At 71.1% G+C, this 17,572-nt stretch carries 16 protein-coding genes and 1 tRNA gene; 7 read left to right on the forward strand and 10 right to left on the reverse strand.

Annotated elements, in window-relative coordinates:
• The first annotated feature begins 61 nt into the window (after positions 1–61).
• Together ABIC47_RS00630 and ABIC47_RS00635 are read left to right on the forward strand one after the other, a co-directional pair.
• Complete coding sequence (locus tag ABIC47_RS00630) at positions 62–1,237, forward strand: acyl-CoA dehydrogenase family protein (protein WP_354476374.1); 1,176 nt, start codon at positions 62–64, stop codon at positions 1,235–1,237.
• 34 nt (positions 1,238–1,271) lie between these two features.
• Positions 1,272–2,384 (forward strand): aminopeptidase P family protein, encoded by a 1,113-nt coding sequence (locus ABIC47_RS00635; RefSeq protein WP_354476376.1) that lies wholly within the window; start codon positions 1,272–1,274, stop codon positions 2,382–2,384.
• A gap of 37 nt (positions 2,385–2,421) precedes the next feature.
• Here the strand turns inward: ABIC47_RS00635 and ABIC47_RS00640 are convergent, their stop codons facing one another.
• Entirely contained in the window at positions 2,422–2,835 is a 414-nt protein-coding gene (locus ABIC47_RS00640; protein WP_502685490.1) for a DUF3054 domain-containing protein, read from the reverse strand.
• Between the two features lie 174 nt (positions 2,836–3,009).
• On the opposite strand from ABIC47_RS00640, the gene ABIC47_RS00645 reads away from it, so the two are divergent.
• Positions 3,010–5,886 (forward strand): aminotransferase, encoded by a 2,877-nt coding sequence (locus tag ABIC47_RS00645; protein ID WP_354476378.1) that lies wholly within the window; start codon positions 3,010–3,012, stop codon positions 5,884–5,886.
• On the opposite strand, the gene ABIC47_RS00650 is transcribed toward ABIC47_RS00645, so the two are convergent.
• Positions 5,825–6,760 carry a LysR family transcriptional regulator ArgP gene (locus tag ABIC47_RS00650; protein WP_354476380.1) on the reverse strand — a complete coding sequence of 312 codons (936 nt, stop codon included), beginning with the start codon at positions 6,758–6,760 and terminating at the stop codon, positions 5,825–5,827. The two genes, ABIC47_RS00645 and ABIC47_RS00650, sit on opposite strands and share 62 nt — an antisense overlap.
• Before the next feature lie 71 nt (positions 6,761–6,831).
• Between ABIC47_RS00650 and ABIC47_RS00655 the strand changes: the two genes are divergently transcribed.
• Positions 6,832–7,431: a LysE/ArgO family amino acid transporter gene (locus tag ABIC47_RS00655; RefSeq protein ID WP_354476382.1), complete on the forward strand. Its 600-nt coding sequence runs from the start codon at positions 6,832–6,834 to the stop codon at positions 7,429–7,431.
• Positions 7,432–7,449: 18 nt separating this feature from the next.
• Here ABIC47_RS00655 and ABIC47_RS00660 read toward each other — a convergent pair whose 3' ends face one another.
• The 6 genes from ABIC47_RS00660 to galU all read right to left on the reverse strand — a co-directional run bounded on the left by ABIC47_RS00660 (position 7,450) and on the right by galU (position 11,737).
• Positions 7,450–8,031 carry a TetR/AcrR family transcriptional regulator gene (locus ABIC47_RS00660; RefSeq protein ID WP_354476384.1) on the reverse strand — a complete coding sequence of 194 codons (582 nt, stop codon included), beginning with the start codon at positions 8,029–8,031 and terminating at the stop codon, positions 7,450–7,452.
• A 2-nt stretch (positions 8,032–8,033) separates the two neighbouring features.
• Positions 8,034–8,582, reverse strand: coding sequence for a hypothetical protein (locus ABIC47_RS00665; RefSeq protein ID WP_354476385.1), 549 nt, complete (start codon positions 8,580–8,582; stop codon positions 8,034–8,036).
• A gap of 106 nt (positions 8,583–8,688) precedes the next feature.
• A tRNA-Ala gene (locus tag ABIC47_RS00670) sits at positions 8,689–8,764 on the reverse strand.
• Between the two features lie 58 nt (positions 8,765–8,822).
• Positions 8,823–9,944, reverse strand: a complete 1,122-nt coding sequence (locus ABIC47_RS00675; protein ID WP_354476387.1) for a hypothetical protein — start codon at positions 9,942–9,944, stop codon at positions 8,823–8,825.
• Positions 9,945–10,073: 129 nt separating this feature from the next.
• The gene (locus ABIC47_RS00680; RefSeq protein ID WP_018191696.1) at positions 10,074–10,736 is read right to left on the reverse strand and encodes a GNAT family N-acetyltransferase; all 663 of its coding nucleotides are present in this window, start codon (positions 10,734–10,736) and stop codon (positions 10,074–10,076) included.
• Positions 10,737–10,759: 23 nt separating this feature from the next.
• Complete coding sequence (gene galU / locus ABIC47_RS00685; RefSeq protein WP_354476389.1) at positions 10,760–11,737, reverse strand: UTP--glucose-1-phosphate uridylyltransferase GalU; 978 nt, start codon at positions 11,735–11,737, stop codon at positions 10,760–10,762.
• 59 nt (positions 11,738–11,796) lie between these two features.
• Between galU and ABIC47_RS00690 the strand changes: the two genes are divergently transcribed.
• From ABIC47_RS00690 to mscL, 3 genes are read left to right on the forward strand one after another with little or no spacing between them, the layout of a single operon-like run.
• Complete coding sequence (locus ABIC47_RS00690) at positions 11,797–12,381, forward strand: 5-formyltetrahydrofolate cyclo-ligase (RefSeq protein WP_018191698.1); 585 nt, start codon at positions 11,797–11,799, stop codon at positions 12,379–12,381.
• A gap of 35 nt (positions 12,382–12,416) precedes the next feature.
• Entirely contained in the window at positions 12,417–12,755 is a 339-nt protein-coding gene (locus ABIC47_RS00695; protein ID WP_354476391.1) for an FmdB family zinc ribbon protein, read from the forward strand.
• A 17-nt stretch (positions 12,756–12,772) separates the two neighbouring features.
• Entirely contained in the window at positions 12,773–13,210 is a 438-nt protein-coding gene (mscL, locus tag ABIC47_RS00700; protein ID WP_354476393.1) for a large-conductance mechanosensitive channel protein MscL, read from the forward strand.
• Between the two features lie 235 nt (positions 13,211–13,445).
• Here the strand turns inward: mscL and ABIC47_RS00705 are convergent, their stop codons facing one another.
• On the reverse strand, positions 13,446–13,637 hold the full coding sequence (locus ABIC47_RS00705) for a hypothetical protein (RefSeq protein ID WP_354476395.1): 192 nt from the start codon (positions 13,635–13,637) through the stop codon (positions 13,446–13,448).
• A gap of 26 nt (positions 13,638–13,663) precedes the next feature.
• The gene (locus tag ABIC47_RS00710; RefSeq protein WP_354476397.1) at positions 13,664–17,383 is read right to left on the reverse strand and encodes an AAA family ATPase; all 3,720 of its coding nucleotides are present in this window, start codon (positions 17,381–17,383) and stop codon (positions 13,664–13,666) included.
• Between the last annotated feature and the right edge of the window lie 189 nt (positions 17,384–17,572).

Below are 17,572 nucleotides of genomic sequence, written 5' to 3' on the forward strand. Positions count from 1 at the left end.
GCTTTCCACAGAAGAGCCGGAGGCCTGCCGTGCTCGGTCGCGCTCGCCTAGGGTGAGGAACGTGACCGAGCACGACACCTCCCCCGACACCACTCTGCTGTCCGACGACCTCCTCTCCCGCATCCGGGAGCGAGCCGCCGGCTACGACCGCGACAACCGGTTCTTCACAGAAGACTTCGCCGAACTGGCCGACGAAGGTTACCTCCGCGCCCTCGTGCCGACCGAGTTCGGCGGCCTGGGGCTCAGCCTGCAGCAGACCGCGCGCCTGCAGGCGCGGCTGGCCGGGGCCGCGCCCGCGACCGCCCTCGCCGTGAACATGCACCTGGTCTGGACGGGCATCGCCAAGACACTTCGCGACCGTGGCGACGACTCTCTGGAGTTCGTGCTCCGGGAGGCCGGTCAGGGCGAAGTCTTCGCCTTCGGTCTCAGCGAGGCGGGCAACGACCTGGTGCTGTTCGGCTCGACGACGGAGGCGCGCCCGGAATCCGACGGGTCGTATCGGTTCCACGGCAGGAAGATATTCACGTCCCTCTCCCCCGCCTGGACCCGACTGGGCACGATGGGCCTCGACAGCACGAGCGACGACGCCCCCAAGATCGTGTACGGCTTCATCGAGCGCACCGGAGGCGGCTTCGAGATCCGGGAAGACTGGGACACGCTCGGCATGCGTGCGACGCAGAGCAACACGACGGTGCTCGACGGCGCTCGGGCCTCTGCCGACCGCGTCGTGCGGCGCCTCGACCCCGGTCCGAATCCCGACCCGCTCGTGTTCGCCATCTTCGCGAACTTCGAGATCCTGCTCGCCGCGGTCTACACGGGCATCGGATCACGGGCTCTCGATCTCGCGGTCGAGGCGGCCCACCGCCGCACGAGCCTCAAGAACGACGGGCGCAGCTACGCGAACGACCCGGACATCCGGTGGCGCGTCGCCGAAGCCGCGATCGAGCAGGATGCTCTGCTCCCGCAGCTGGATGCGCTGGCCGGCGACGTCGACACCCTCGCCGACCACGGCCGGCTGTGGTTCCCGAAGCTGGTCGGACTGAAGGTCCGGGCCACCGAGACCGCGCGGCGGGTCGTGGATCAGGCCATCCGCGTCTCGGGAGGCTCCACCTTCTTCGCCGGCAACGAGCTGGGGCGCCTGTACCGCGATGTTCTCGCCGGGATCTTCCATCCCTCCGACGCCGAGTCGGCGCACAACACCGTCGCGAACGCCTGGCTCGGGCCGATCGAAGACTGAACCGGGCACGACGGCACCGGGAGAGGAGACGCACATGCAGGAGATCACAGCGCGCCACTTCGCGGAGCGCCTGGAGCGCGGCGCGACCCAGGCCCGCGCGGCGGGATTCGACGGCCTGGTGATCGCGCCCGGCCCCGACCTCGCCTACTTCGCCGACTACCTTCCCGTCGCCACGACCGAACGGATCACCCTGCTCGTCATCCCGGCCGACGGCGAGCCGACGATGCTCGTGCCTGCGCTCGAGCACGGCGGTGCCGCCGAGACCCGCGCGGCTGGGGCGATCCGGCTGACCGACTGGTCCGACGGTCAGGACGAGTACGTCCCGGCGGCCGCACTGCTCCGGCCGGACGGCCGATACGCGATCTCCGACGCGACCTGGGCGATGCACCTGCTCGGCCTCCAGGAGAAGCTGCCGGACGTGCGCTTCGCAGCCATCTCCAACGCCTTGCCGATGCTGCGGGCGGTCAAGACCGGCGACGAGGTCGACCGGCTCGCCGCCGCCGGGGCCGCGGCCGACGCGACCTTCGAGGACATCCTGCGCGTTCCGTTCGCCGGGCGCACCGAACTGCAGGTGGCGGCCGACCTCGACCGGCTGCTGCGCGAGCACGGTCATGCGCAGGTCGACTTCACGATCGTCGCCTCCGGTCCGAACGGCGCCGATCCCCATCACGAGCCGGGCTCCCGGACCATCGTCGAGGGCGACATGGTCGTCCTCGACTTCGGCGGCCTGCTTGACGGCTACGGCTCCGACACGACCCGGGCCGTCCACGTCGGCGAGCCCACGGACGAGGAGCGCGAGGTGTTCGACGTGGTCGCGTTGGCGCAGCAGACGGCCTTCGAGGCGGTGGCCGTCGGCGTCCCGTGCGAGGAGGTCGACCGGGCCGCCCGTCGGGTGATCCGCGAGGCGGGATACGGCGAGTTCTTCATCCACCGGGTCGGGCACGGCATCGGCGTGACCACGCACGAACCGCCGTACATGGTCGAGGGCGAGCAGCATCCCATCGAGGCGGGGATGTGCTTCTCCATCGAGCCGGGCATCTACCTGCCCGGCCGATTCGGCGTCCGGATCGAGGACATCGTCGTCGCGGCGGAAGACGGCCCGCACCGGCTGAACAACTCCAGCAGGGAGCTGCACCTGGTCGGCTGAGGAGAGGCGCGCTCAAAAGGCGCGCTAAGAAGGGGCTCTAGCGCACGGCGCGGTCGACAGCGACCTGCTGCGCGGCGGCGAGGGTCCGGCGCCGCCGCGCGAACGGCAGCGCGATCAGGCGCCAGCCGACGAGGAACACGCCGAGCACGACGGCAGCCACGGCGATGAACGACGGCTGGACGCCCTGGCCCGCGGATGTGCGGATGAGCATCCCCACAGCGACCGTCATCAGCCAGACGGGGATGCCCGGCCAGATGATCGCGAGCGGGCGGTACCAGGCCCACGTCACCAGCCAGCCGACGACCAGGCCGACGAGGAACGGCCAGAGGGTGTCGAGGATCCCGAGGACGGAGTTCGCCTCCCCGTGGCTGCGGCGCCCGATGAGCACGAAGAGGGTCACGAGGGCCACGTCGATGACGAATGCCGCGAGCGCGGTCCTCCAGGATTTCACGGGCACCAGGCTACGCGGACACCCCCGAACGTTCGCTGGACGGGAGCCGAATTGATACCGGTGGTTATCCACAATCGGCAGCCTGTCCACAACCTCGGTCCACGGTCGACATGGCGTCCATACCCCCTCAATAGACTGACGTCAGATCCGCCCCGCCCGAGCTCTGGAGCCCCGTTGCCGAACTTCGACTTCCTCACCCAGCCCGCTCTCCCGCGCCCGGATGTCACGGCCGACGACGCGGCGGCGATCGCGGCGGCGCACTTCGGCCTCGACGGCCGCATCACCGAGCTCGGCAGCAACCAGGATCGCAACTTCCGCATCGACACCGGCACCGACCGGTACGTGCTGAAGCTCGCCAACCCGGTGTTCTCCGCCGACGAACTGCGGGCTCAGAACGCGGCCCTCCGCGCGCTCGCGGGGTCGGGCATCCGCATCCCGGAGGTCCTCGAGACCACCGGCGGGGACGAACTGATCGAGGTCGACGTCCGGGGCACGACCCTGCTCGCCCGCGTGCTGCGCTACCTGGACGGCGACCCGCTCACCGACGTCGGCCGTCCGACGCGCGAGCAGCTGCGCACTCTCGGCACCCTCGCCGGCCGCGTCGCCGCCGGGCTCTCGGCGCTCCGCCACCCGGGCCTCGACCGGACGACGCAGTGGGATGCGCGCGTCAGCGGCGAGGTGGTCGACCTGCTGATCGAGCACGTCGCCCAGCCTGCGAAGCGCTCCGTCGTGCGGGAGGCGACCGACGCCGCCCTCGCCCGGCTGCAGCCGGTCCGCGACCGGCTGCGCGTCCAGGCGGTCCACGGCGACGTGACCGACGACAACATCGTGTTCGGCGACGACGGACCCGGCGTGATCGACTTCGGCGACGTGTCCGACGGCTGGCTCGTGGCCGAACTGGCCGCGACCGTCACGAGCGCCCTGCACCACCTTCCGGACGAGCCGCTCGCCGTACTGGACGTCATCGAGGCGTTCCATGCCGAGTCGCCGCTCGACGACGCCGACCTCGCCGCGCTGTGGCCGCTGGTCGTCCTCCGCGGCGCCGTGCTCGTGGTCAGCGGCGAACAGCAGGTCGCGCTGGAGGCCGACAACGTCTACGCCGCCGAGAACCGTGCGCACGAGTGGGTCGCGTTCGACGTGGCCCGACGACTGGATGCGGCGGAGCTGGAGACGCTGATCCGCGCCCGGCTCGCCCGGTCCGCGGTCACCGGGGCGCCGACCGGACTCGGCCGCTTGGTCGCACTCACCACCACTCCCGAGAACCTCGCCGACCTCTCCGTCACCGCCCGCGACCTCGATGCGGGAGCCTGGCTGGCGGTGGATGCCGAGGACGCGGTCCTCGCCCGCGTGTGCCGCGAGCACGGGCACGCCGTCACCCGGTACGGCGAAGCGCGGCTGACCCGCGCCCGGACCGATCGCGCCCTGCCCTCCGCGACCGTCGCCCTCGCCGTGACACTGGATGCGCCCACCGGTGTCGAGGTGACCGCCCCATTCGCGGGCGAGCTGGCTCTCGTGGGCGGCTCCTGGCTGCTGCGCGGAGAAGATGCCGACCTGTGGCTGGAGGGACTCACCCGCCCACTCACGACCGCGACGGTTACGGCCGGCGCGCCGATCGGCACGGCCATCCGCCTCACGGTGCAGCTCAGCACGCTTCGCGGCCACCGCCCGCCGTCACTCGTCACGCCGACGCTCCCGTTCTCGTCCTGGACGGCCGTCTCCCCCGACCCGTCGGCGCTGTTCGGCGTCGATCTCACGGTGGCGGAACCCGATCCGGAGGCGTCCCTGGCTCGACGGGACGCGACCTTCGCGCAGGTTCAGGAGCACTACTTCGCGCATCCACCGCTGATCGAACGCGGCTGGCGGCACCACCTCGTCGATACACTGGCCCAGAGCTACATCGACATGGTCAACAACGTCACGCAGATCGGCCACGGGCACCCGCGGCTGGTCGACGCGGTCCGAGACCAGTGGGCGCGGCTGAACACGAACTCGCGGTTCCACTACGACGAGCTGTCCCGCTTCACCGAGCGCCTGGCGGAGATCGCGCCAGAGGGGCTCGAGACCGTCTTCCTGGTGAACAGCGGCAGCGAGGCGGTCGACCTCGCGCTCCGCCTGGCCCAGATCCACACCGGCCGCCGGACGATCCTGGCGGTGACCGAGGCCTACCACGGCTGGACCATCGGCTCCGACGGCGTCTCGTCGTCCCTCGGCGACAACCCGCGCGCCCTGGAGACCCGGCCCGATTGGGTGAAGCTCGTGGCCGCGCCCAACTCGCTGCGCGGGCGCCACCGCGGGTCCGACTCCGCGGCCGCCTACCTGGCTGACCTCGATGCCGACCTCGCGGAGCTGGAGGCGACCGGCACCGAGGTCGCGGGCTACATCGCCGAGCCGGTGTTCGGAAATGCGGGCGGCCTCATGCTCCCCGACGGCTACCTGGCCGGGGTCTACGAGCGCATCCGCGCGCGCGGCGGCGTTTGCATCGCCGACGAAGTCCAGGTCGGCTACGGCCGGCTCGGGCACTATTTCTGGGGCTCCGAGCAGCAGGGGGTCGTGCCGGACGTCATCGCGATCGCGAAGGCGATGGGCAACGGGCAGCCGCTCGGAGCCGTCATCACCCGGCGCGAGATCGCGGAGTCGTTCGCGGCGGAGGGCAGCTTCTTCTCCTCCGCCGGCGGCAGCCCCGTCTCGTCGGTGGTCGGCCTGACGGTGCTCGACGTCATGCGCGACGAGGGCCTCCAGCAGAACGCCGCAACGGTCGGCGACCACCTTGCCGCGCGTCTGCGTGAACTGGGCGAGCGTCATCCGCTCGTCGGCGCCGTCCACGGCATGGGCCTCTATCTCGGCATGGAGCTTGTCCTCGACCGCGAGACGCTGCAGCCCGCGACCGCGGAGGCGGCGCTGGTGTGCGACCGCATGCTGGCGGAGGGCTGCATCGTGCAGCCGACCGGCGACTACAAGAACGTGCTCAAGATCAAGCCGCCGCTGTGCATCACGCGCGAGAGCGCCGATCGTTTCGCTGACGCGCTCGACCTCGTGCTGTCGACCCTGTAGGCCGGAGGACGCGGCGCGCCTCCTCTCCGATCGCGGCGGCGACGGCGTCGAGCGCGGCCGACCGCAGCGACCACTGGTGCCAGTACAACGGCACCTCGGCCGTTCGCTCCTCGTCGAGCACGACCAGCGCACCCGAGGCGACGAGCGCATCCGCCTGCAGATCGGGCAGCATCCCCCAGCCCAGCCCGTGCACCGCCGCCTCGACGAACTGGGTGGACGCCGGGATGTAGTGGCGCGGCGGTCGGGCACCGGGCGCGAACGCGTCGAGGTAGCGGTCCTGCAGGGCGTCCTTGCGGTCGAACACCAGCATCGGTGCGACGGCGGCCGCCTCCGGACTCCAGCCATCGGCGCACCAGCGCGCGACGAACGCCGGGCTCGCCGCGGCGCGGTAGACCATCGAGCCGAGCGCCCGGGACGTGCACCCTTGCACGGGCTCCGGGTCGGATCCGATCGCCGCCAGCGCCGTCCCGTCACGCAGGCGGTCGAGGGTGTGCTCCTGGTCGTCGATGGCCAGCTCGTACGCGACGCCGTCGAGCCGGGCGAGCGCGGGGAGGACCCAGGTGGCGAGGGAGTCGGCGTTGACCACGAGCGGGAGCGGCGTGGCGGTCGCCTCGTCGTCATCGCCCGCCAGCTCGGCCGCGGCCTCCGCCTCCAGCAGGGTCAGCTGGCGGGCCAGGCGAAGCAGGACGCTGCCCGCCTCGGTCGGCGCGACCGGCTTGCTGCGACGCACCAGCACGCGCCCGCTCTGCTCCTCGAGCGCCTTGATGCGCTGGCTGACCGCCGAGGGGGTGATGTGGAGCGCAGCGGCGGCCGCCTCGAAGGTCCCGCCGTCCACCACGGCGGCGAGGGTCCGCAGGTGCTCCACGTTTGCCATATGAAGGGATGCTAATGCATCATCACAAACCTGAGCTGTACTTAGTCAACGCACAGCCCTAGCGTCGAGGCGTGCTCGCAACGTTCTTCACCGGCCTCGGCTCGGCCGCATCCCTCATCGTGGCCATCGGCGCGCAGAACGCCTTCGTCCTCCGCCAGGGCCTGCGCCGCGAGCACGTCCTGCCGATCGTCCTCATCTGCGTGATCAGCGACGCCCTGCTGATCGCGGCGGGCGTGGCCGGCATCGGGGTCCTGGTGAAGAACGCGCCGCTCGCGCTCGAGATCGTCCGCTGGGCCGGCTTCGCCTTCCTTCTCGGCTACGCCGTCTTCGCCGCGCGCCGGGCGCTCAAGCCGGAGTCGCTGACCGCCTCCGGCGCCGTGGCCGGATCCCTCGCCGCGGCCGTCGGCACCTGCCTCGCGATCACGTGGCTCAACCCGCACGTCTATCTCGACACCGTCCTGCTTCTGGGCTCGCTCTCGGCCTCGCACGGCGACCCGGGCCGCTGGATCTTCGGCGCGGGCGCCGCGACCGCCAGCCTGCTCTGGTTCGGTCTGCTCGGCTTCGGCGCGCGGTTCGCCGCTCCCGTGTTCGCGAAGCCGATCGCCTGGCGCATCCTGGACGGCGGGATCGCAGTGCTCATGGTCGTGCTCGCGATCCTGCTGGTCGTTTAGTCCGGCAGCACGCGCATCTCAACGGAGCCCGTCCAGGTGCGCCGCCAACACGCCGACAGCCTGCCTGCGCTCCTCCGGTCCGTCCTCCCAGAGCACGTGGAGAGCGACGCCGTCGACCAAGGCGTGCAGCCGGTCGGCCTCGGCCGGCGCATCCGCTCCCGCCCGAAGCTCCCCCGCCCGTTCGAGTTCCGCGATCAGGCGGACGCACACCTCGCGGATGGCGGAGTTGAAACCCAGAAGGACCGGTCGGAGCTGCCCGCTGCTGAGCGCCAGCGCCCCGAGCTGCAGGTGTGCGGTCAACTCGATCCGCCGCTCCTCGTCGAGGGGCAGCAGCTCCTCCAGGACGGCGAGCACGGCCATCCTGCCCTCGCCGCGAACCCGTTCGATGCGACGTGTCGCGTTCTGCCGGATGTGCTCGAGGCAGAAGCGGCGCAGCGCATCCTGCTCGGGGAAGGCCCGTCGGAGGGATGCGGTGGCGATGCCCGCTTCGGCCGCCACATTGCGCACCGACAGCCCCGCCAGGCCGTCGCGCGCCAGCACGCGCAGAGCCGCCTCGGCGATCTCGCGGTCGCGCTCCTCGTGGTCGATCAGCCGGGGCATCGTCAGCTGCCCGACGCAGCCGGCTGCGCGGTCTTCTTGGGCCAGATCGTGTAGCTGACCGCCCAGAGCACGTCGATGCCGAGGATCACTCCGAGGAGGGGGAAGAACCCGAGCAGCTCCGCGGTGCGCTCGGGAGCGCCGACCGCGAGGATCAGGGCACAGAGGATCGCCGCGGCGACGGCGCATGCGAGCAGCGTTCGCGCGGCATCCTTCCAGCAGGCGACCGTGTACGCCCACCCCGTCGGCTTCGGACGCGGCTCGGCACCACGGAAGCGCTGCGCGAACTTCGCGTCGGCCCAGGAGATCATCCGGTGCCCGTAGGCGACCGAGATGCCGATGTAGAGGGCGGCGAGGCCGTGGTGCCAGGATGCCGCGGCTCCTCCGATCAGGTCGGCGGCGACCAGCACCAGCAGCACGACATCGATGAGTGGAGCGGAGATGAGAAGCGCGGCGCCCACGCGGGGCTTCCCCGCCGGGTAGCGGGCGATCAGGCCGCCGACGATGGCCACCCAGAACCCGATCTCGCATGCCACGATCGCCAGCAGAATCATCTCGCCCCCGCATCCCTCTTTGCTAGCACGACTGTACCAACAAACAAGGATGGGGGCGAATGCGGGCAAACAAAAAGGCCGCCCGACTGGGCGGCCTTTCCGGTTCTGGTGGAGCTAAGGAGATTCGAACTCCTGACCTCTTCGATGCGAACGAAGCGCGCTACCAACTGCGCCATAGCCCCGGGGAACTGCTTAGAAACAATAGCACCCCTCGCGGGTCCCGTCGAAATCGAGCACGGCTCAACTGGCCGCTCGGCGACGACGCAGGACGGCGTCCAGGTCCATGCTTCCGGTGTCCGCCTCGTCGAGGATCCCCATGCTCGCGTAGCGGCTCGGGACGGTCGCCGCAGCGGGCGCGGAAGCCGCCACGGAGGCCGCTACCGGGGCCACTGCGGACGCGACAGCGGGCGGGGCCGTCGACTCCGCGACCGGCCGCTCCACGGCCCGCAGAGGGACGGGCGCGGCCACCGGCGCGGGCGGTGCGACCTCGGCCGCCTTCCGCTCGAACTCGGCACGAGCAGCCGCACGGCGCAGCTCCGCGGCGGCATCCACCGACGCCATCGCGGCGGCCGCGACGGTGCCGGGCGACAGGTGCAGCGGCTTCGGGAGCGGGCGCGGCGTCCAGCTCTGACGCAGGCGCTCCTGCACCGGGACGTCATCGTGCTGAGCGTCGTCATAGAGCTCCGGCGCGACGACGGACGTGCGAACCAGGGGCTGGGCGACCCCGGTGGCGCGCTCCGGACGCGCGAGGCGGCCGAGCATCCACCCGGACAGCGCGACCGCGCCGACCGAGGCGGCGGCGAGCAGCCACGCTCCGGTCTCGAAGAGCAGAACCGTGCCGGAGACGAGCCCGATCAGTCCGGCGACGAGCACGAGGGTCGAGAGCCCGCGCGCCCGGCGGAGACGGCGGCGGCGCTGCGGCGACAGGGCAGGCCGAGAAGTGGATGTGGCGAGCACACGAGCGCGCTGCGCGGCGGCCGCGCGGGCGGCACGCTCCAGGGCGATCGCCTCCGCGGCGGCCCGCTCCGCCTCCTCTGCCGCGCGGCGGCGCTCCTCCGCGAGCGCCTGCTCGCGGCGCGCGTGGGCGGCGGCCTCCGCGCGAGCGGCGGCGAGGGTCTTCTGCTCCGACTTGCGGAGGATGCGCTGCTGCTCGGCGACCGTCCGGGCGGTGGCCTCGAGGCGCACCTCGTCGGGGAGTTCGCTGGTCTCGGCAAGGATGCGCAGCGTCTGCTGCAGCCGTACGGCGTTCCGCTCCGTGGCGAGGTACTCGCGGCGGCGCAACCACACCGGGACCAGATAGGCGAGCCACAAAGCGGCCGCGAGCGCGACGACGACCCCACCGCCCATCACATCCCCGTTCATGTCCTCTACGGTAGGGGCAGCGACGGCCGTGCCTCGGTCACCCGCGGGGGTGTGTCACCCGATCCAGCGCGCTTTCAGCACATTTCCACCGGAAGCACACGGCTGAACGGACCGGGGATGAGAACCGGCTCAGTAATGCCGGGCGATCGGCAGCGGGATGGCCGCCGCCGCGCGGTCCTCTGCGGGAATGATCGCGGCGTCCTCCGGGACGTTGTGGTCGAGCCAGCGACGCAGCACGCCCTGGGTCAGCTCCTCGGACACCAGCGCGAAGCAGAAGTGGTCGCGCCAGTCGCCGTTGATGTGGATGTAGCGGCGCCGCAGCCCCTCGTAACGGAAGCCGAGCTTCTCGACCACGCGCAGGCTCGGGCCGTTCTCGGGCCGGATGCAGATCTCCATCCGGTGCAGCCCCAGCTGGTAGAAGCAGTAGTCGGTCGCCAGCGCCACCGCGGTCGGGGTGATGTTGCGGCCGGCGAACTCCTCGGCGATCCAGTAGCCGATCGTCGCGCTCGACAGGGAGCCGTACGCGATGGACGAGACGTTCAGCTGCCCGGCGAGGCGCCCGTCCCACTCGACGATGAACGGCAGGCCGTGCCCGGCGCGCGCGTTCGCCAGCAGGGACCGGATGCTCGCCCGGGTGTCGAACGACCCGGGCGCGTACGGGCTCGTCGCCTCCCACTGCCGCAGCCAGCTGCGGTTGTCGAGCAGCGAACGCTCCAACGGCCGCGCGTCGCGCAGGCGGATGGGACGCAACCCCACGCGACCCTCGGTGAGGGTGGGGACGACGAGCGCCAACGGAGTCCTCCTTCGGCCGGCCGTCAGCGGGACCGGTCGGAGAGCGTCTGGATGGGCCCGGTCGGGTCGACGGGCATCTCCTCGACGAAGTCCACGGGCTCGTCCGCGAGCTCCGCGGCGAACTCGCGGAGCCACGGACGCAGCTCGGGACCGAGGTCCTCACGGTCGACGGCGAGCCGGACGATCGCCTTGATGTAGTCGAGGCGGTCGCCGGTGTCGTAACGGCGGCCGCGGAAGACGACGCCGTAGACGCCGCCGGTCCAGTCGGGCGCCTCCGCCATGGACTGCAGCGCGTCGGTCAGTTGGATCTCTCCGCCGCGACCCGGCTCGGTGCGCTCCAGGACGTCGAAGACCTCCGGGCGCAGCACGTAGCGGCCGATGACGGCGTAGTTCGAGGGGGCGTGCTCCTTATCCGGCTTCTCGACGAGGCCGGTGATACGGACCACGTCCTCCTCGTCGGTCTTCTCGACGGCGGCGGCGCCGTAGAGGTGGATGGAGTCGGGGTCGACCTCGAGGAGGGCGACGACGCTGGCGTGGCGCTGCGACTGCACGGTCAGCATCCGGCTCAGCAGGTCGTCGCGCGCGTCGATGATGTCGTCACCAAGCAGCACAGCGAACGGCTCGCGGCCGACGTGCATCTTGGCCCGCAGGACGGCGTGGCCGAGGCCCTTCGGGTCGCCCTGGCGCACGTAGTGCATGTCGGCGAGGGCGGTGGAGTAGTTGACCTTCTCGAGCCGGTCGGTGTCGCCCTTCTTGGTGAGGGTCTCCTCCAGCTCGGCGTTGCGGTCGAAGTGGTTCTCGAGGGCGTTCTTGTTGCGGCCGGTGACCATCAGGACGTCGTGCAGGCCCGCATCAACGGCCTCCTCGACGACGTACTGGATGGCGGGCTTGTCCACGACCGGCAGCATCTCCTTGGGCATCGCTTTCGTCGCCGGGAGGAAGCGGGTTCCGAGGCCGGCTGCGGGGATCACTGCTTTCGTAACGCGGTCGTGATTTGCCATGCCGCCTACAGTATCCGCATTTCGGCGGTGCACAGGATGGCATCTCCTAGGATTGCCGTATGGACTCGGACACTGCCGCTCATCGCAAGCGCGCCCTGCGTGCGGAGCTCCGCGAGCGCCGGCAGAACCTCACGACGACCGAGCGTCAGACCGCGACGGCGGGCCTGACCCGCAACCTCGTCGACCTCGCGACCGACCTCTCCGCCCGCTCCGTGGCGGCGTACCTCTCCACTCCGGTGGAGCCGGACACGCGCCCCTTCCTCAACTGGGCGCACACGCAGGGCCTGCGCGTCCTGCTGCCGATCTCGCGCGAGGACGGCCTGCTCGACTGGACCACAGGCGACGGCGAGACCGAGACGGAAGGCCTGTTCGGCCTGCCCGAGGCGGTCGGCGAGCTGCTCGGGCCGATCGCGATCAACGACGTCGACCTCATCCTGGTGCCGGCGGCCGCGGTCGATGCGACCGGGATGCGGATGGGCTGGGGTCGCGGATACTTCGACAAGACGCTGGGCAGCATGGAAAAATGTCCCCCGGTGTACGCCGTCCTGTTCGACGGCGAACTGGTGGACGAGGTGCCGCGCGAGCGTCACGACCAGCCGGTGGACGGCGCTGTCACGCCGACCCGCATCGTCCAGTTCACCTGACCCCCGACCCCGACAGCGAGCGCAGCGGAAGAAGAATGCCGACCTACTCCTACTCGTGCCGCGACTGCGGCCACGCCTTCGACATCCAGCAGGCCTTCACCGACGACGCCCTCACGGTGTGCCCGAACTGCGGCGGATCGCTCCGCAAGGTGTTCGGGACCGTCGGCGTGACGTTCAACGGCTCCGGCTTCTACCGGACCGACTCGCGCGGCGGAGCGAAGAAGTCTGACTCGGGTTCGTCGTCGTCTTCGTCGGGCTCGTCGTCTTCCTCGTCCGGCTCGTCCTCCTCCGGCTCGTCCTCCTCCGGCTCCACCTCGTCCAGCTCCTCCACCTCCTCGACCCCGTCGACTCCGTCGTCGGGCTCCGCCGCGTAGAAGGGTTCGTTCCGGTCATGCTCAAAGGGTTCAAGGAGTTCATCCTCCGCGGAAATGTGATCGACCTGGCGGTCGCGGTCGTCATCGGCGCCGCGTTCACGGGCGTCGTCACCGCCATCGTGAACAACCTGATCAATCCACTCATCAGCGCGTTCTTCAAGGCAAGCGATCTGGACAACGCGATGATCGTGACCCTCAACAACTCCGACATCAAGTTCGGCGCGGTCCTCGGTGCGGTGATCAACTTCCTCATCGTCGCCGTGGTCGTCTACTTCGTCTTCGTCTACCCGCTGAACCAGGTCAAGCAGCGCGCAGAGCGCCTGCGCAAGAAGGGCGTCGTCGAGCCGGAGGCCCCCATCACGGAGCTCGACCTCCTCACCGAGATCCGCGACCTGCTGCAGGCGCAGCAGTCGCCGCCGCAGCCCTCGGGCAAGCACGCCGACCCCCTCACCTAACCCCTCCCTCTTCGTTCCGCGGAGCCTTCACCGCTGAAGTGCACGTTGTTGCGGTCGACACGCCGCGCGACCCCACAACAACGTGCACTTCGAGGATTTCGAACGCTCGCGGCCGCGCCGTCTCCCCGAGCCGTCATCCGCTGAGGTGCACGTTGTTACGGGCGACACGCCGCGCAGGTGCGCAACTACGTGCACCTCGGCGAGAAGGCGAGAGGGCGAGAGGGGATGCGGCGGGCTACCAGTGCGGGGGGACGTCGCGGCGCAGTTGCTCGTCGTTCGACGACCAACTGGGGGCGTTGTCGGAGTCGGGTGCTGCCGGCGGGAGCACCGGGCCCTCCCGCGGGTCGACGCGCGGCGCGGGGTCGGTTCCGGGCGCGCCTGGGCGCTGCACGCGGCGGTGCCGCCGCCTTCCGGGTGTCTCGCTCATCCCGTCCAGCCTAGAACGGACGCGCCCTATGCGAGCGGCGGCAGCGTGATCGGGGCCGTCTCGGCGTCCGGCTCCGACTTGCCGATGAGCTTGGCGATGCGGCCGGCGACGGCGTCCGGGTCGGCGAACAGCTCGAAGCTGTGCACGCGCAGGTAGTGCCAGCCGAGGCGGCGCAGCACGTCCGGGCGGAGGCGCAGCGACTCGCGGAGGCTTCCCTTCGACACGTCCTGGTCGGTCTCGACCGCGACCGCGCGGCCGCCGTGCGAGGCGACGAGGGTCAGCTTGCCGCGGTAGCCGAGGTGCACGTCGAGGCCGCGACGGGCCAGGCGCTTGGCGAGGTCGAGCACCATCGGGTCGGCGTCCGGGCTCAGGTACTCCGGAGCGGCGGCCTGGATCTGGTCCGCCTCCCCCAGCACCTGGGCCAGCGCCGCGATGCCGTGCCGCATCCGCGTCTCGTCGATGTCCTCCGGCCGGAAGCAGGAGACGATGTCCATTCCGCGGCGACCGCGGGTCATGCCGACAGCGAGCAGGCGGTCGCCACCCGGCTCGGCGAGGGCGCCGAAGTTCGACAGCAGCCGCCCGTGCGGGGTGCGGCCGTAGCCGATGGAGAAGATGACGCGGTCGCGGCTCTGCCCGACCGACTGGTCGAGGGTGACGACGGTGAACGGCTCCGCCCGGTCGCCGAGGATGAAGTCGGCCAGCTCCGAGCGCTTGGCGAACGCCGCGAGCACGGCCTGGTTGACGCGCACGGCGTGCCGCTCGCTCGCGGTGATGACCATGAGGGACTCGCGCGGGCGCTCGGTCGCATGCGCGAGCACCAGCTCGACGACCTTCGCGACCTCGGCGTCGGTCGACTCGACGGCTCCCGTGTCGGTGTCCGGCATGCCCTGACCGCCGCTGACGTAGTGCAGCGACAGGCTGCCGTGGCCGAGGTAGGTGCCGGCCCAGGGCATCGAGTCGATCATCCCGCCGTAGAAGCGGCGGTTGACCAGCTCGGCGAGGTCTTCGCCGCCGGCGCGGTAACTGCGGCTGAGCGTGTAGACCGGGAGCAGCTCGGAGAGACGCGCGAGCGCGGAGTCGGCGTGGAGCGCATCCACGTCGACGTCCTCGACGGTCGTGCCGTACTCGTGCACGCCGATGTCGAAGCGCGACGGCGTCTGCGTCACCGGGTCGCCGAACGCGACGACCTGCTTAGCGCGACGGATGACGGGGACGTTCTCGGCGAGGCTCGACGCGCCCGCATCCACCAGCAGCACGGCGTCGAAACCGACCTCGCGGCCGATCGACGGCACCTCGTAGGGCGAGATCAGCCAGACCGGCGCGAGCGGGCGCGCGAGGTGCGGCGCCGCCTCGTTGAGCGTGGTCGCCGTGGGCGTCGTGCTCTTCAGCAGGCGCTTCAGCGCTGCGGCCTCGTCCGGCCAGTCGACGATGCCGATCTTCCAGGTCTCGGCGAGCATCCATGCCAGCTGCTTGCCGGTCGCGGAGGCGTGCGCCTCGTCCACCAGCCGGAAGTCGGCCTCGAGCCGATCGAGAACCCCGGTGTTGGCGTTGAGCAGGGCGCGGTCGGAGGCGAGCAGCGACTCCAGCACCGACTGCCACCACGCGAGCTCCAGCTCGGCGCTCACCTGCGTCTCGGGAACGTGCCGGATCGACAGGTCGGAGATCAGCGGGTCGAGCTCCTGCTCCCGCAGCTGGGTGAGCAGCGCAGTGCGCTCCTGCAGGTTGGCGAGCACCTCGGACTCGGCGGCGAGCCCGGCGATCTGGCGGGTCAGCTCCTCCACGGGGAGGGCTGCGAGCGACTGCGGCGTTCCCGTGCGGCGGAGCGGGATGTCGAGGCGCGCCAGGTCTTCCGCCACGCGCTGGTAGGCGACCTGCACGTCCGCGATCCCGACCGGGACCTCGGGCACGACGCCGGCGACGGCGAACCGGTTCCAGAGGATGCGCTGCTGCTGGATGCGCCGCAGGCTCTCGTTGAGGTCGGTGACGTGCACGCCGGGTCGGACGTACTCCAGGGCGTGCTTGCGCAGGCGGCGGCGGTTGGCGCTCGACATCGACGGCGACTCGCGACGGGATGCGGTGGCCGCGATCAGCTCGGTCAGCGAACGGTCGTAGACGGAGGGCGTGAACTTGTCGAGCGTCTCGCGGATGTCGAGCAGGAGCCGCAGGTAGACGCCGAGCTCGGCGATCGAGGCGAATGGGCGCATCCGCGTCTGGCCGATGAGGGCCTGGGCGCGGTCGATGAGGCGCGGCAGCTCGGCGCGGTTGAGCTTCTTGGCCAGCTCGTGCGCGGCCTTCCCCTCCTCCGTCGTCGTGAAGGAGGCGCCGTACCAGGGAGAGTCGTTGGGTCCGTACCGGAACTCGCCGAGGCGGGCGGCGCGGATCAGCGCGTCCGCCGACGCGGCGCGGTCGCGGGCGAGCCCCTCGATCGCCCGGCGGCCGAGACGGGCCGTCGTCGAGGGCGGGGCGGGAAGAAGGGAGAGGCGTGAGAGCTCGCGCAGCGCATCCAGAACGGACACGCGAAGCACGGGGTCGCGGCGGGTCAGCGCGGCGCGGTAGTCGACGAGCACCTTGCGGAGCCGCACCAGCGCCTCGTCGACGTCGGTGACCTTCGGCTGGGTGGCCTTCTCGTTGCGGGCGATCGACTGGATGAGGTCGCGGCGGAGCGTGCGCGGCGTCACCGCGAGACCGGGCAGACCGGCCTTCGTCAGCCGCTGGGCGATGTCGTCGAGGCTCGACCGCCGCGGGCTCACCACGAGCACACGCTTGTGCTGGCCCACCAGGGCGCCGATCGCGTTGACGATCGTCTGGGTGCCGCCGGTGCCGGGCAGCGTCTTGACGACGAGCGAGTTGCCCGCGGCGATCTGGGCCACCACGTTCTCCTGCGCCTCGTCGGCGTCGAGCAGGAGGGTGTCGGTGGCAGGCGGACGCTCGTCCTGGCGGATGGGCTCCACCGGGTTGAAGGCGCTCTCGACCGTCGTGCGCGCGGTCGGGTTGCCGGCCAGCGCATCCAGCAGGACGGTGTCGAGGTCGCGCGCCTCTTCGCTCAGCGCCGGGGCGACGTCGGCGAACGACGAGGCGACCAGCCGCGGCTGGACGTTGAACCACGGCAGGTGCGATGTCAGGCCGCGCAGGCGGTCGATCACCGGCTGCGGCTTGAACACGCCGTTGCTGACGGCGAGCGCGACGAAGGCGTCCGCATCCAGCGTGATCTGGAACTGCTCGTTGAGGGCGCGCGCGAGCTCGGGGTTGAGGAAGGTGTGGCCCTTCAGCTTCAGCTCGAAGTCGCGGCCGTAACGGCGGATGGCGAGCGGGCGCAGCAGGATCGGCGCCATGTACTCCTCGGAGCCGTGCCGCCACTGCGCCAGGCCGATCGCCAGGTGCACCGACTCGATGCCGCGCACGGAGCGCAGCTCGATGCCCTTCGCGGTGATCGCGTTCGCGGCCGCGCGCGCGGTGCGGAGCGCCAGCTCGTCGCGGATGAGGCTGGAGAGCAGCGTGCTCTGCCCGGTGATGAACTGCGGCAGGCCGCCGGGATGCGTCGTGCTCAGCTCGATGCGCGTTCGCGGGCTGTCCTCGAAGTGGAGCAGCGGGGAGACCCCGCCGACCGCCGCGATCTCGTCGCGCCAGCGCTTCCACACCGGGTCGGCGATGTTGCCGGCGACCAGGGCCGGGTCGCCCAGACTGAGCGTGTGCGGAGCCGTCGTCGTGCGCGGGTTCAGGGCGTCATCGTCTGGGATGCCCGACATCGCGTCGTCATCCTCGGTCTTCCTGTCCAGTCGCCACACACCGACACCCTACGTTCACATCCCCGGAAACAGCGGGAACCCGGGCGGGTTTCGCGTCAATATCATGTGCCGGAATACCGGTGCCGGCCTCCAGGCGCACCCGGCGCGTCGCGACGTGCGACCGACGAGTGCGACACCAGCGCGATCGAC

This window comes from Leifsonia sp. 563 (assembly GCF_040545055.1).
GTDB lineage: Bacteria > Actinomycetota > Actinomycetes > Actinomycetales > Microbacteriaceae > Leifsonia.